Origin of the sequence: Spirosoma sp. (assembly GCF_026391055.1) — a bacterium.
Lineage (GTDB): Bacteria > Bacteroidota > Bacteroidia > Cytophagales > Spirosomataceae > Spirosoma.
The window spans coordinates 224,563-239,244 of record NZ_JAPLET010000031.1; the positions used below are offsets into that span (position 1 = coordinate 224,563).

The window sequence follows — 14,682 nt, forward strand, 5'->3', positions numbered from 1 at the left end:
TTATGACTGATCAAACGCTCCTTTGTTTTTCACAAACTAATCATGCAAACGTCAACCTACGTTCCCTATAAGGTTAAGGATATTGCGCTGGCCGAGTGGGGCCGCAAGGAAATCAAACTTGCCGAAGCCGAAATGCCGGGTCTGATGGCCCTCCGTGCTGAATATGGCCCTTCGCAACCTCTGAAAGGAGCACGCGTTGCCGGGTGTCTGCACATGACTATTCAAACGGCGGTGCTAATCGAAACACTCGTTGAGCTGGGTGCCGAAGTAACCTGGTCGTCGTGCAACATTTTCTCGACGCAGGACCACGCTGCGGCTGCCATTGCTGCGGCTGGCATTCCCGTCTATGCCTGGAAAGGGATGAACGAAGAAGAATTCAACTGGTGCATTGAGCAAACGCTGTTCTTCGGCGAAGATCGTCAGCCGTTGAACATGATCCTCGACGACGGTGGTGACCTGACCAACATGGTCTTTGACGTGTACCCCGAACTGATTGAAGGTATCAAAGGGCTGTCAGAAGAAACGACGACCGGTGTTCACCGCCTATACGAGCGCATGAAAAACGGTACGCTGCACCTGCCCGCTATCAACGTTAACGACTCGGTAACGAAGTCGAAGTTCGATAACAAGTACGGCTGCCGCGAGTCGCTGGTCGATGCTATCCGCCGGGCAACCGACCTGATGCTGGCCGGTAAAGTAGCTGTCGTGGCTGGTTACGGCGACGTAGGTAAAGGCTCTGCGGAGTCGCTCCGGGGTGCCGGTTGCCGCGTATTGGTAACGGAAATCGACCCAATCTGTGCCCTTCAGGCCGCAATGGATGGCTTTGAAGTCATCCCGATGGACGAGGCCGTTCCCCGCGCTCAGATTTTTGTGACCGCAACCGGCAACGTTGGTATCATTAAAGGACGCCATTTCGAAGCCATGCGCGACAAAGCGATTGTCTGCAACATTGGTCACTTCGATAATGAAATTGACATGGCGTGGCTCAACGAAAACTACGGTCACACGAAGAGCCAGATCAAGCCACAGGTAGACATGTACGAGGTAAACGGCAAAGAAGTTATCGTACTGGCCGAAGGCCGTCTGGTAAACCTTGGCTGTGCTATGGGCCACCCCTCTTTCGTGATGTCATGTTCGTTCTCGAACCAAACACTGGCACAACTTGAGTTGTGGGCTAATTCGGACAAATACGAAAACAAAGTATATGTACTGCCCAAGATTCTGGACGAGAAAGTAGCCGCTTTACACCTGGCTCACGTAGGGGCAAAACTTGAGCCGCTGGCGCAGGATCAGGCTGATTATATTGGTGTACCGGTTCAGGGTCCGTTCAAATCCGAAATGTATCGGTATTAAAGTATGTATGATGTATGATATAGGATGTATGATGTATTCCCCAGTGGGTTACATCATACATCCTATATCATACATCATCAAGCGCGGCTTCGGAGACGGGGCCGCGCTTTTTTGCGTTAAATTTGTTAGTATTGACCCAAGGAAAGCTGATTTACTATGAACCGTCTGCTCTTTGTGCTGTTATTGTCTCCCCTGCTAGGTTCGGCGCAGGCGACAATTGACACGCTGCACTGGAGCACAACCCGGCGTCTTCTCCTCAGCGATTTTCACGCACCCATTCAATCGGGTTTGGGCGGTTCCGAATTTCATTACCAGATTGGCTACGAAGTTCGCCCTACATCCGTCTGGAGCCAGCCCGCTATCGACGCCTTTTGCCTGATGTTCCGCAACCTGTCGTGGGTATCCGAAACGGCCCGCAACGAACGCACTCTTGCTTACAATCAGGTGCTGTTCGACCTGGTGGAGGTATATACCCGATTGATGAAAGCCAAGCTCGTTGCGCTGCACACCGACCGGCATTTCAAGCAGCAGGCCACCCGAATCGAGTACCTGACCAATGCCGAGCTAGGGGCCGAAGTGAACCGGTTTCGGGCAGAAACCGGTGGGGGCGACGATCTGCCCGCGCTCAAACGCTGGCAGTTGCAGGTAGCCCAGCGCCTGTACGATACCCCCGATCTACGAACAACGTTTCGTTCGTCGAAAATAGGATACGGTATGTTCGTTGGCGGAGGGGGTATGCTGCCAACGGGCTCGCTCACGCAAACATTCAGCCCGGCCGCCGGCGTAGTCGTTGGCCTCGACATTGCTTTTCAGAAAACGGTACTTCTCCTGCATCCGACACTCTATAATGGCACCCTTCGGGCTGGTTTCTCCCATAATAAACAGATCTGGGAGAAAGACATGTCCGTTACGTCGAGTTTATTTGAAGTCGGACTGGGTCGGATTATAGCCGATTTACCCCGCAGCCGACTTATTCCGTACATTGGCTACCGACTGCTCGACCTGTCGCCCCGCGATGGGAACGACGAACGATACAAAGGATTGTCGCTTTATAACCATGCCCCTACCGTTGGGCTGATCGTTGACATTAAGCTGGGCGACAACACACACAAACCCGACCGTTCGGAAGACAGCTTCTGGTTTGTACGGACAAAACTTTCCTACAGCCCGCTGCTGGCGAAGGATACGTTCTCGGGCGGGTTACTTAACCTGCAACTTAGTCTGGGCGGATTCAGCCGGATTCGCCGGGTCGTTTATAAACCCGATCATACCCTCATTCCCTTGCCTGGCAGTATGCTGAATTAGGCTCTTTGACCACCTTGTCAACAATTTAGTAACGCACGATTCAGCAGAGTTTCCGAACTTGCCATTCAGTATGAAAAAACACTTTCTGTTATTCGCTCTGGCAGCTTTATCGGCCTGCCATCCGGGTTACCACCTTACGAACCGAACGGCCAGCCGCATCGGCGTGGACTCCCTTTCGGCCGCAACCGACAGCAGCGTTGCTAATTTTCTGACGCCTTACCGGCAGGGTCTCAACAAGACCATGAACGAGGTACTGGCCCGCTCAACGGCACGCATCGAGAAAGGACAGCCCGAAGGACCGCTCAATGATCTGCTCACCGACGCCCTACTTAAACAGGCTACTGAGCGTTATGGCAAACCCATCGACTGTTCGCACCTGAACTACGGCGGCATTCGGAATAACCTGCCCGAAGGGAACATTACGACCGGCTCTATTTTCGAGGTTATGCCTTTCGATAATCAGTTGATCGTACTGACCATGACCGGCGATATGCTCCGCCAAATGCTGAATCATTTTGCCAAAGGCGATAAGTTGGTCATTGGCGGTTTGCGGGCCAAGCTGCACAATGGGCAGCTTCAATCGGCTACGTTTACCAACGGCCGGACGCTCCAGCCCAACGAAACCTATACCGTGGTCATGAGCGACTACGTAGCGAATGGGGGCGACGAAGCGGGATTTCTGAAGAATCCCATCAAAAGTGAAAATATCAATTACCTCATGCGCGATGCCCTGATCGATTATTTCCGGCAGTTGGGCAAAACCGGTCAACCCATTAACCCTGTTTCTGATGGACGCATTAGCATCGAATAGACGCCAGTTCCTGAAAGTATTCGGTACAGCCGCCGTTATTGGCTCAGTAGCGCCGGATGTGCTGGCGTATTCGGGTAAATCCAGAGCTACGTCGCTGACCATTCTGCATACCAACGACGTCCACAGTCGGCTGGACCCCTTCCCTATGGATGGCAGCCGGAATGCGGGCAAGGGTGGCGTGGCACGCCGGGCAACCCTTATCCAGAAAATTCGGCAGGAACAGGTGAACGGCCAACCCCGCCATGTGTTGCTTTTCGATGCCGGTGATATTTTTCAGGGAACGCCCTACTTCAATATCTACAAAGGGGAGCCCGAAATTCTGGCGATGAACCAGCTCGGCTACGATGCCGGTACCATCGGTAACCATGATTTCGACGGGGGAATTGACAACATGGTAACGCAGTTTGGCAAGGCCCGTTTTCCGCTGCTGATTGCCAACTATGACTTTAAAAATACCGTACTGGATGGCCGGACAATGCCGTTTAAAATTTTTGAGAAAGACGGCGTTCGGGTAGGCGTCTTTGGCCTGGGCATCAAACCGGAAGGCCTCATTCCGCGCGATGCCTACAAAGAGACAAAGTACCTCGACCCCATAGAAATCGGGAACGACATGGGCGCTAAACTTCGCAGCGACAAGAAGTGCGACTACGTCATTTGCCTCTCTCACCTGGGCTATAAATACAACGATGCAACCGTGTCGGACAATGTGCTGGCGGCCAAAACCAAACAGATCGACCTCATTATTGGCGGGCACACCCACACCTTTCTGGACGCGCCGGTGGCAGTCAATAACCTCGATGGCCAACCCGTCTGGATCAATCAGGTTGGGTTTGCCGGCATCAACCTCGGCCGAATCGACCTCACCTTCGACCGGGGCAAAGCCGTTTCGAGTGCGGGCCAATCTGTAGAGGTAAAATAAACATTACGAAACACCCAGAGCCATCAAAAAAAGCCCGGCCGCATCAAGGCAGTCGGGCTTATACATATCGTCAAATTAATTCAACTACCTGTTTAGACAGCCTCAGGCTGCATTGCGTCACGAAGACGTTCCAGAGAACTCGAACAGGCCACTTCACCTGAATACCGCCTGATTCCCCTCAGCGTCCGTATCAGACTACCCTACTCAAACGGGTAATCAGCTAAACCAGACTGGCCGACGGGCAGGTCATAGCCCAAACGGAGTACCGAATCTTTTACCAGCTTCACAAACCAGTCCGGCGTTTGTGGACCAATTCGTACCGACTCAACCAGGGCATTCAGATCAACGGGAACGGTCTCGACCAGCCGGGCGTTTGTCCGGCAGAAAAACTCGGCGGGGTTTTTCACATCCTGTTGAAATTCGTAAGCATCTACGTAACACACCCGCAACTCCCGTTCGTATTGAAAGGATTTTCGCTTGAACATAATTGAAAAGAAACCATCCTTTTCTTTGTTCATGTATGTTTCATGATCGACGTACCTGACCTCACCGATCTGATAACTGGCCGGTAACACCTCTCTCAACCGGTCGTATGTCGTTTGGATAACGATGGCTTCCTTTGTTGCACCATACAATTTCCACAAAGCCGCCGACTCATGACTGCTGATGTGCCAGCAGTTGATGAATACATACTGTCTTTGGTACTTCCTCCACACCTTTTCGAGTACCTCAGCCAGTTGACCGGGCGTCAGTCGGCTTTTATTCACCAACGCATCTTTGTACTGATCCTGTTGCAGCCGGGAGTCCTCTTCAGGTACGATTCCCTCGAAATGGTCATCGAACTGATCGCATCTTGTCAGATGTAGACTCCCACTGTTGAGCAGAGCCATGAACGATGTGTAACTCATGTAGCGCCAGACTTTTACGGCCCGGTCGGACGGGGGGCTAAAGATTGCTTTGTCAAACTCGTCAAGTCGTTCCTGTTCCATAATAAGGTCAACTGGTGTGCGGCTCGTTTTTGTGGGATAGTTCGGTATGAGTAACGTTTCCCAGAGCTGATCTGGTTGTACGCTCGCTTTATAATATACGTCCCATAGTATATTGCAAGTAAAATATAAAATTGATAAAAAAGCTAGTTTAAACGGACAAATGCACCCTTATAGGGCTGAGTGGCAACGCGGCAGAACAGGCTGATCAGCGAAGGTTTTGCCTAACACACACAATCATTCTTCCGAACAGCCGTTCGTAATGTTCATACCACGAAGTAACAAGTAAGCCATAGCCCAGAATCCGCAGGCTAAGTATCTGATTAAGTTTTCATTAACAATCAGAGCATTCTAAAACAATGCCTACAGGATGCGGTTTGGCTACATACTAGCGTTTATTGACATGAAGTCTACTGTAGAAAACATCAAAAATCTCTGGTTCGGTGCAGACACACCCATTCGCCAGTATAAGATCAAACTGCACCCCGAATTATGGGCAGCCTGCCAGCGCACCAGCCATGATTTTAATCCCCCTTCGGGCGCAACACACCTCGACGACTATCGAAAATCCGATAAGATCGCATTCGCAAAGGCGGTACTCAACGACTTAAACCAGAATCGTTCCGTTCGAAAGACGTCGACTTACGAGCTGGCTTATTCGGGTATACTGAGTGCGAGCAGGAAAGACTATCGTGTATAAATCTTTTTGAGAATGGCCAGGTTAAAGAGGATAATTTACGCCGAAACTATAGGCTAATGTGCTTGCCCTCAGTTTTAGTTTTGTTACCTTTATACTCTCAATGTTCTCAAAACTTCCCTTTACGCATGCTTAATAATCAAGAAGAAACTCAGTTGGCCAGTGCGCTAACGCATGACATTAATGATGCCCTGAACCGGCGAATTGAGGAGCGTTTCCGCGCTGCACTTTTTTTGGCCGATCCAGAGCTGAATATGGATTCTGTTGTTGTTGTCAGTAATGTAGAGAACGATAACGAATTAACCGTGGACGGTGTAGATGACGAAACCATCGACAAAGCCATGGCTATTTTCGAGTCTCAGCCTGAGTAGGTAACCTGTTTCGGGTTGTTTACTATTGGTTTTGCCTAATCAGGCACCCACATCTGCATATACATTTTGCAACCGTTTATGCATACGAAAGAACGCCCGGCCATGCATGGCCGGGCGTTCTTTCGTATACCCCGATGGCTCCTCTGGCTATCCTTTAGGTCAGAATAGCAGCAGCCTCAGGCACTTGGTGTAATCGTTGTCCATGTAGGGGTGTTGTTCAATCTATGAGCGGCACCGTAGATGACTCCGAGGTTAGAATTAAGGTGGTACGCGTACACGAGACCTTGAACAGATTTGGGCGGCCAGCCCGGCTAATCCGTAGGTGAAATAGTTCGTGTTTTTCTAAACAAAGGCCCCCATTACATGTACTATAAGTAATCCTATAGGAAATATACATTAACTCAACGTCAATATGAGTACGGAGCAAAACAAAACCAACACGAATGCAAAATTAGAAGAGCTGGACGTGAACCGGGAAGACAGCACGGGCCAGTTTCTGACCACCAATCAGGGCTTACGCGTCAACGACGACCAGAACTCGCTAAAAGCAGGCCCACGTGGAGCCACTTTACTGGAAGACTTTATTCTTCGCGAAAAGATTACCCATTTCGACCACGAACGGATTCCGGAACGCATCGTCCACGCACGTGGTGCAGCTGCTCACGGGTACTTTCAGGCCTATGAACCCCAGCCCGAACTTACAAAAGCGAAGTTCCTGCTCGACCCCTCCGTTAAAACACCCGTTTTTGTCCGTTTCTCTACCGTAGCCGGTTCGCGTGGGTCTACCGACCTTGCCCGCGATGTACGTGGATTTGCCGTAAAATTCTACACCGAAGAAGGGAACTTCGATTTGGTTGGGAATAACATACCCGTGTTCTTTATTCAGGATGCTATCAAATTCCCGGATTTGATTCATGCTGTGAAGCCGGAGCCTAATAACGAAATTCCACAGGCCGCATCGGCGCACGATACCTTCTGGGACTTTATCTCGCTCACGCCCGAATCCATGCACATGGTGATGTGGGTCATGTCGGACCGAGCTATTCCCCGCAGCTACCGCATGATGGAAGGTTTCGGCGTGCATACGTTCCGGCTCATTAACGCCAACGGCAAGTCGCGTTTCGTCAAGTTTCATTGGAAACCACTATTAGGCGTTCACTCCGTTGTTTGGGACGAAGCGCAGCTTATCTCTGGTCGCGACCCCGACTTTCACCGTCGCGATCTGTGGGATGCCATCGAAGGGGGCGCTTACCCGGAATGGGAATTGGGCGTTCAGGTCGTGGAGGAAGCAGATGAGCACAAATTTGATTTCGACCTGCTCGACTCGACAAAACTCATTCCCGAAGAACTGGTCCCCATTGTCCGGCTTGGCAAGATGACACTCAACCGAAACCCGGACAACTATTTTGCCGAAACCGAGCAGGTGGCTTTTCACCTGGGGCACGTTGTTCCCGGTATCGACTTCTCCAACGACCCGTTGTTGCAGGGACGCCTGTTTTCCTATACTGACACGCAGTTGAAGCGGCTGGGTGGGCCAAACTTCCACGAGATTCCCATTAACCGGCCTATTGCTCCGGTACATAACGGCCAGCGGGATGGCCACATGCGCCAGACGATTAACGTTGGACGCACAAGTTATGGCCCTAATGCCATCAACGGCGATTCGCCCGCGCAGGCCACTGAAGCAGAAGGCGGCTTTGTAAGCCATGCCGAACGAATTGATGCAAACAAGGTCCGCGCCCGTAGCAAAAGCTTCATGGACCACTACAACCAGGCCAAGCTGTTCTGGAACAGTCAGTCGCCAACGGAGAAGACACACATCGTTAAAGCCCTGCGTTTTGAGTTAGGCAAAGTGGTTGTTGAAGATATCCGGAAGCGAATGCTTATCCACCTGTCGCAGATTGATATGACTCTGGCAACGCTTGTTGGCGAAGGGTTGGGGCTTGAGGTTCCATCGGCCGAAGGCGTTCAATTGAACAAAAGCGTTCCGGCAGATGCCAACCCCGCCGACTATCAGTCGGAACCCGCCAAATCTACCGTGGGTAGCTCGGCGGCACTGAGCATGGCGCATCCACCCAAGAAAGGCATTAAAACGCGGCAGGTAGCGATTCTGGCCGCCGATGGCGTTGATGCTACGCAGTTAAAAGCCATGATGAACGCTCTGTCAGCCGAGAAAGCGATCATCGGCATTGTTGCCCCACGGGTGGGCATGCTGAAAACATCGGATGGCGAAACAATAAAGATTGATGCCAGCCTGCAAACAACAGCGTCGGTCCTGTTCGACGCGGTGTATGTACCGGGCGGACAAAGCAGTGTAAAATCGCTGCTTCAGGAAGCGGATGCCATTCGTTTTATTCACGAAGCGTTTATGCACTGCAAAGCGCTGGCTGCTACTGGCGAAGGTGTTGATTTGCTGCACGCAGCTGCTAACGGTGGTGCTGAAGCCCTGCTGAGCAGCGAAGGAGTCATTACCAGTTCTGATACGGGCAGTGAGGTTCCCCAGAAATTTATCGACGCCATTGAGCAGCACCGCTTCTGGAGCCGGGAAAAAAAGCTGGTATAGATATATAGTCAATGAGTTGGTAAGTGGCCGAAGCGATATATGCTTGCTTCGGCCACTTACCAACTCATTGACTAACCACCTCATTAACTGATAGTTGAGCAACGAAGTCGGTCAGGTGGTTTTGCATCATGTTTTTCAGGGCCTGCCAACCGGTATTCCACCGGCGTATCACATTGACTTCCCGAACAATCGCAGGCTCCTTGGGCTGATTAGGTTGTTCGTAATACTCGGGCATCCGTTCCGTCATCTGATCGACAATGGCTTCAATGGAGCCGTTCAGAATAAGATCAGGGCTGGACTTTACCAGTTGAATCAGCGCCCGGCACATGGAGGAGGTATAGAACGCACAGTCGATGTCCTGATGCCGGACCGGTACGCCGTCGTGCAGCCGCTGTAGTTTTACGCCACCATCTTCCAGCCGGGCAGAAGCGGGTTCGTAACCGTCTGGCTGGGGAAAAACAAGGTCAACTTTGTGTCTGAACTTATCCCACCAAGGCGGTCGTACACCCGTGCTGAGTGTATCGCAGAAAATAATACGCTGAGGTACGGCCGGTAGCTGCGGGTTCATAATCAGCAGAGCCGTGCCCAGATGCCGGTCGTCGACTGCGTGGCGACGCTGGATCACGAAGCAGTGCGGTTCGGTTACACCCTGTTCGCCGAGTTGTTCGGCAATGGCCTTTACCCGTTGCAGAGAGTCAATCATATAGCCTTCCGTAACTACATGGATGGGCACTTCGGAGGGCGACAGGGCTTCCCAGCGCAACTGATGAGCCAGAATAGCCAGCGCGGTACTATCGGTACGGCGAGTTCCAAAATAGACCCCAATATCCTCGTGCGATTGATTGCCATTGGCATCGATCAACTGAAGCGTATCGCCGTGATCACCCTGACGGCTGAGGGGGCTATATCGAAACGGCACTTCGAGGTTTTCCCGATGCGCGGCTATATTGTAAATACGCTTCTCAAATTTGGCCAGTAAAGGCTCGTAGGCATCACCCTGAAAATACACTTCATCGATAGGTCGAAGTAAATGCCGGGCTATAGATTCCTGCTCAAGCAGGCGTTCGAAGGCATCCTCCCGGTGTTTAAAAAAACTACGCAGGGCGCCATGTTCAATAAATTCTTCGGTATCGCCGATACCATCCGGGTTCCTGGTCGAAACCGTTCCCTGCTCGATCCAGTCGCGCAGAAACTGTTTGACCGACCGATCGAAGGCTTCATTAGCCGCTTCGGCCTGTTCTACCGTATAGGTTTTTTGATAACTATTTACTTCGTTTACGGGGCTTTTCTGATCGACATAGGCCCCCATTGCCATGATCATTGATTGTTTAGTAGAAAGACGGTGGTTGACTGACGGTAATCAGGTTATCTGGCGAATACCCTGACTAAATACCAGGGTAAAATTAACGCTTTTCTGACCAGATTTACAAGGGTTCCATGCCTATATAATCAACAATAATATAGGTGGTGAAGTTTCCCAATGCCCGGCGTAGTCTATGACTACACCCACCGTTTACCCGACAGGACATAGTCATAGACGATACCTAATAGTTATTCCGCCAAGATTACTTTCCGGGAGGACCGTTTTCCATCCTGAACGACCGTCAGCACGTAAAAGCCACGCGTAAGTTCACCAACAGATAGTCGAATCAAGTTCTCCCCAACCGACACCGACTGGCGCGTCTGAATAACCGGCGTACCGGTTGTGTTGAGCAGTTGCAGACTTACTATACCGGACAAAGCCGTACGGTAATGCACCTGAACTTCGTCGCGGGCAGGTATGGGATATACCTGAACGGCCAGTTCTGCCGTAAACTCGTCCGTGCTACGATCGGCGATGCGTCCGCTGCCCGAGCCGGTTAACCTGGCCCCGGCCCAGTCGGCATGATCGCAGTTAGCGTCATCGCCCGCGTTCGTCACTACCAGCCGCAGCGTCTGCTTACCAGATACGTCCAGATCAATTGTCTTGGTAGCCATTGCGGGATTCATCCGAACACTGCTATAAGTCAGCACATTGTCTAAATACACTTCAAACGTGACCGAACCGCAACTTCCGTTGGGAATTTCGTCGTCAATTCCAATATCAGACAAAAAACGCGTGTACTGACCGTTCAGACTATACGTTATATCCGAAGACGCATGAACACCCAGCCCCTTGTTGTACGTAACGCCGTTGAGGGTTATGGTCCGGCCGTCGCCCGCGTTGGCCTCACCATTGCTGCGGTCTTTCTCCACGGGACCGTAGCCGCTGCTGGCTGACGCCCAAGTCAGGTCAGACAGGTAGATGCCACTAACGTCGGCCGCTACCCGGTAGAAAGCCGACGTCGGAATGTCCCGTTTGCTGAGGCCAGGGCCTTCGTAGCTGACGGTCATCGACTGACCGCCACCGCCCTGGAAATAAAGAAGGGTGATAGCGTGTCGACCTGCTTTCAAGCCAATAACGCCGGATTTTTCGACAAGGCCATGTATGCCATCGTTGTTAACTACCTCCGTTGCGCCAATCAGGAGTTTACTGCCATCATCCGAAGCCGTGTAAAAGGTGTAGCTGCCATTGGCCGGTATGTCAACATATCCTTTATAGCGCAGGGCGTACTGTTCTGTTCGGTTACGCACCGAGAGGTCGACACGGGCAGCGGTGCCCGATTTTGTGGGTGTGAGACTGGCCATGTCAGGCAGACGGTTCCAGTACCCTTCGAAATACTGGTAGTCAAGTCCCGCAACGGCATTCGCCGGATTTTCCGGCTCCCGCAAGTCCACGACGGGCGTTGGCTCCGGATTAATTTCCTTCATCAGCACCGCCGATGAAAAAGGAGACAGCGTTAGCTGATTGGTATAAGCCGTATTTTTCGCATCTCGGTACGTGCCATTCAGCCCCACAGTCTTATCCTGGCTGGTCGGATTATAGACTAACCTGATGTAGTCGTCGGGGTTTACGGTGGTAAGTGTTGCTTCTGCCAGTCGAACATTGTCAATCCAGGCCGTTTGGCCATCGCCGGTTACCTGCACTACCAGAATTGCATTGGCCTCATCGGCCGTAGCCGTGAATACAGCTTCGTAGGTCTGGCGGCCGGTGCCCATCAGTAACAGCGTGCGGGGCGACAGGTCTTTGTAACTGCCCGACAATTGGCGGGGGTATACTTCCACTTTCTTACCCTCGGCAGAAGCCACCCCATCGAACAGTAGCTGGTACGATTTCCCTTTGGTAACGGTACCGATTTTTACCGTAGCCAGCAGGTACGAATCCGGCTGGTTGTTGCTGAAGGACAGCCGAAGCGAGCCCCCATCGAGCCGACTGGTATTGTCCCAGTCGGCCCGGCCGTTGCCCGTTGGTGACCAGACACTCCATCCCCCGGCATCGCCGGAAAACGAACTCGTCAGCAGGCTGGCCCCCGTCTTGCTAACAATCTGGCTTTTATACGTGATCGGGCTGTTGAACGAGTTGGCGTCTTTACCAAACTGCGCCTGCCACGCTTTTAAGGGCAGATCGGCCCCGGTCAGCCCGGACCCCGGATTATAAACGGCCCGGATCTTAAACAAATCTTCAAATGGGCGAACGTAATAGTTGTAATCGAACTGGCCGTAGCTGGTCAGGTCGTTTGCGTTCGACTCATAAGCGGCTACCACCTGACTAGCCAGCCGACTAAACAGAATGTTATTCTCGACAATGTTATTTCGCAGGGCACAGGCACCATTATACGCCAGTTTGAGCTGCTCTTCCGTATTGTTGAAACTCGTATTTCCTCTGACGGTGATGCTGGACACACCCCGCAGGAAGATACCCATTCCTTTCGACCCAAAGGATGTGTTGTTTAGCACCTCTACATTTTTCGAACAGTCGTCCAGAAAAATGCCATTGGCACCGGAATAAGCTCCGCCCGGTGTTCCCTCCGGTGCCCCGGCTCCGTTGAACACGATATTTGACACAATGTGCAAATCGCCTACATTACCACCGCTACCGTTCCAGGTGTAAATGCCGCCCCCGTCGCTTTTAGTCAGGCAGAAGTTCGACACCTGATTATACCGCACCGTGGCATTGGTCACGACGGCAATGCCGTTGTAGCCGACATAGTCTACCACGTTATTTTCAATCAGGGTGTTGCCCGTACATAGCGATTGCAGGGCTGAATAGGTACCGTCACCGCTTTTTCCCCGGCCGGGCAGCGTTCCTATCCGCCGAAGCGTGTTGCCCTGAAACGTAAAGTTCTGGTAAGGGCCAATATAAAAGCCGCTGCTGTTGGCGTCTTCGATCAGATTATTTTCGGCCACTACGGTATTCCCCGAACCAATAATCGTGACGCCGTCTTCGCCAGAGTTGGTGATATCGTTGCCGGAGAAGGTGAAATTTGACCCGCCCGTAACGGCGATGCCGCTGCTGAGCGTTTCTGTAATTTCAACATTGCGCACTGTTACGTACGACACGTTCGTCAGCTTTATGCCTTCATTGAAGGCCGTGGCCGTAATGAGCTGGCTATTGGGGTTGCGCTGATCATTGAACAGTTGAATCGTTTTGTTGGCCGGGTTATAATACCACTCACCGACCTGATCCAGCGTGGCGGGGTGATTTTGGATAAAATAGCCCCACTCATCGGCCAGATTGTAGCTACTTGTATTGGCCAGGGTCAGGGTATTCCCGTTCTGCTGGGTAATGGCCGCCCGGTCCAGAATCCATTGATTGGGCCGTACAACCGCTTCGCCCCCCGTCCAGTTGGCCGTTAGCCCCTGCTGGCTGGTAAACTGCGTTTTGCCACTGTGCGACTGAATGGTCAGGTAGCCTTTACTGGCCTCACCGGGGTTAGGATAGCGGCCCAGCGGCAAAGCCTCAGTATTTTGATACACGCCCGTTACCCGGCTTCCGCAGGATGGACAATCGGCCTGCCAGATGTTATTGCCGATGTTGGTCCAGCCAGTCAGTGGCACAGACCCCACCAGAATCGGTTTACTTCCCGAGCCATAGGCATCGATTACAAGGGGCCTGCCCGGCGCACCGGACTGCCGGATAACCAGACTACCGCGAAAGCTATCGCCCCGCCGAAACAAAACAGCGTCGCCCGGTTGTAAAGTCAGGCTATTAACCTTCGCCAGTGTCTGAAACGGAGCTCCTTCCGAATTGCCGCTGTTGGTATCGTTCCCCGAGTTAGCAACATAGTAAGTCGTTTGCGCCTGTAGCGGTTGACTGACAGTACCCCAGAGAAGTAGGAAAGCATTAAAAAGAAGTAGTGAACGGGCACACGGACGGTGCTCACCAATAGGTTTTTGCAACATGTTTGATTGACTAGAGCAGAGGATAAAAAGAGTAATGCGTTGTATCGACAACCTTCAAAAGGAAGCCATCAACGCAATATAAACCGAAGAATTTGTTTATTAAACGGTATGTAGATTAAAAAAATGAGAAGAAATCAATAAGCCGACAGTCTATTTCCGTCCCTCAAAAAAGGTATACATTATGCGTCAGATCTCCGCATGTCGTATACGAAAATCTAGCCACTCACCTACTGGTTATGTGCGATTTAAACCGTTTAAAAAAGAAATGAAAAATAGGCTACGAGCGCGTGTTAGCGGTGGTCATGACAGGTGGGCAGGACAGTCATGGTAGGTGGTCGGAGACCGTATAACGCACCCATATAGTCACAGACTATACTGATGCTCGGTATAGTCTGTGATTATGTCTAACCTGGCA

At 51.7% G+C, this 14,682-nt stretch carries 10 protein-coding genes; 7 read left to right on the forward strand and 3 right to left on the reverse strand.

Annotated features, from left to right (window positions below):
- Positions 1-42 precede the first annotated feature (42 nt).
- From ahcY to NT073_RS32755, 4 genes are all read left to right on the forward strand, one after another.
- A complete protein-coding gene (gene ahcY, locus NT073_RS32740; RefSeq protein WP_297382492.1) occupies positions 43-1,353 on the forward strand; it encodes an adenosylhomocysteinase in 1,311 nt (436 codons plus the stop codon).
- A 156-nt stretch (positions 1,354-1,509) separates the two neighbouring features.
- Positions 1,510-2,658, forward strand: coding sequence for a hypothetical protein (locus NT073_RS32745; protein WP_297382493.1), 1,149 nt, complete (start codon positions 1,510-1,512; stop codon positions 2,656-2,658).
- Positions 2,659-2,728: 70 nt separating this feature from the next.
- Positions 2,729-3,469, forward strand: a complete 741-nt coding sequence (locus NT073_RS32750) for a 5'-nucleotidase (RefSeq protein ID WP_297382495.1) — start codon at positions 2,729-2,731, stop codon at positions 3,467-3,469.
- A complete protein-coding gene (locus NT073_RS32755) occupies positions 3,447-4,388 on the forward strand; it encodes a metallophosphatase (protein ID WP_297382497.1) in 942 nt (313 codons plus the stop codon). Before NT073_RS32750 ends, NT073_RS32755 begins: the two co-directional genes overlap by 23 nt.
- 200 nt (positions 4,389-4,588) lie before the next feature.
- Here the strand turns inward: NT073_RS32755 and NT073_RS32760 are convergent, their stop codons facing one another.
- Positions 4,589-5,377, reverse strand: coding sequence for a hypothetical protein (locus tag NT073_RS32760; RefSeq protein ID WP_297382499.1), 789 nt, complete (start codon positions 5,375-5,377; stop codon positions 4,589-4,591).
- Between the two features lie 400 nt (positions 5,378-5,777).
- On the opposite strand from NT073_RS32760, the gene NT073_RS32765 reads away from it, so the two are divergent.
- The 3 genes from NT073_RS32765 to katE all read left to right on the forward strand — a co-directional run bounded on the left by NT073_RS32765 (position 5,778) and on the right by katE (position 9,005).
- Positions 5,778-6,074 (forward strand): hypothetical protein, encoded by a 297-nt coding sequence (locus tag NT073_RS32765; protein WP_297382501.1) that lies wholly within the window; start codon positions 5,778-5,780, stop codon positions 6,072-6,074.
- A gap of 125 nt (positions 6,075-6,199) precedes the next feature.
- Complete coding sequence (locus NT073_RS32770) at positions 6,200-6,442, forward strand: hypothetical protein (protein ID WP_297382503.1); 243 nt, start codon at positions 6,200-6,202, stop codon at positions 6,440-6,442.
- 412 nt (positions 6,443-6,854) lie between these two features.
- Positions 6,855-9,005: a catalase HPII gene (gene katE / locus NT073_RS32775; RefSeq protein ID WP_297382505.1), complete on the forward strand. Its 2,151-nt coding sequence runs from the start codon at positions 6,855-6,857 to the stop codon at positions 9,003-9,005.
- 64 nt (positions 9,006-9,069) lie between these two features.
- On the opposite strand, the gene NT073_RS32780 is transcribed toward katE, so the two are convergent.
- Complete coding sequence (locus tag NT073_RS32780; protein WP_297382507.1) at positions 9,070-10,320, reverse strand: hypothetical protein; 1,251 nt, start codon at positions 10,318-10,320, stop codon at positions 9,070-9,072.
- A gap of 236 nt (positions 10,321-10,556) precedes the next feature.
- Positions 10,557-14,267 (reverse strand): NPCBM/NEW2 domain-containing protein, encoded by a 3,711-nt coding sequence (locus NT073_RS32785; RefSeq protein WP_297382508.1) that lies wholly within the window; start codon positions 14,265-14,267, stop codon positions 10,557-10,559.
- Positions 14,268-14,682: the final 415 nt, after the last annotated feature.

Bases quoted from the DNA above. Each gene is read 5' to 3' on its own strand.
- NT073_RS32785 (WP_297382508.1), bottom strand. From the start codon at position 14,267: ATGTTGCAAAAACCTATTGGTGAGCACCGTCCGTGTGCCCGTTCACTA.
- NT073_RS32745 (WP_297382493.1), top strand. From the start codon at position 1,510: ATGAACCGTCTGCTCTTTGTGCTGTTATTGTCTCCCCTGCTAGGTTCG.
- NT073_RS32760 (WP_297382499.1), bottom strand. From the start codon at position 5,377: ATGGAACAGGAACGACTTGACGAGTTTGACAAAGCAATCTTTAGCCCC.
- NT073_RS32770 (WP_297382503.1), top strand. From the start codon at position 6,200: ATGCTTAATAATCAAGAAGAAACTCAGTTGGCCAGTGCGCTAACGCAT.
- NT073_RS32750 (WP_297382495.1), top strand. From the start codon at position 2,729: ATGAAAAAACACTTTCTGTTATTCGCTCTGGCAGCTTTATCGGCCTGC.
- NT073_RS32765 (WP_297382501.1), top strand. From the start codon at position 5,778: ATGAAGTCTACTGTAGAAAACATCAAAAATCTCTGGTTCGGTGCAGAC.
- ahcY (WP_297382492.1), top strand. From the start codon at position 43: ATGCAAACGTCAACCTACGTTCCCTATAAGGTTAAGGATATTGCGCTG.
- NT073_RS32780 (WP_297382507.1), bottom strand. From the start codon at position 10,320: ATGGCAATGGGGGCCTATGTCGATCAGAAAAGCCCCGTAAACGAAGTA.
- katE (WP_297382505.1), top strand. From the start codon at position 6,855: ATGAGTACGGAGCAAAACAAAACCAACACGAATGCAAAATTAGAAGAG.
- NT073_RS32755 (WP_297382497.1), top strand. From the start codon at position 3,447: ATGGACGCATTAGCATCGAATAGACGCCAGTTCCTGAAAGTATTCGGT.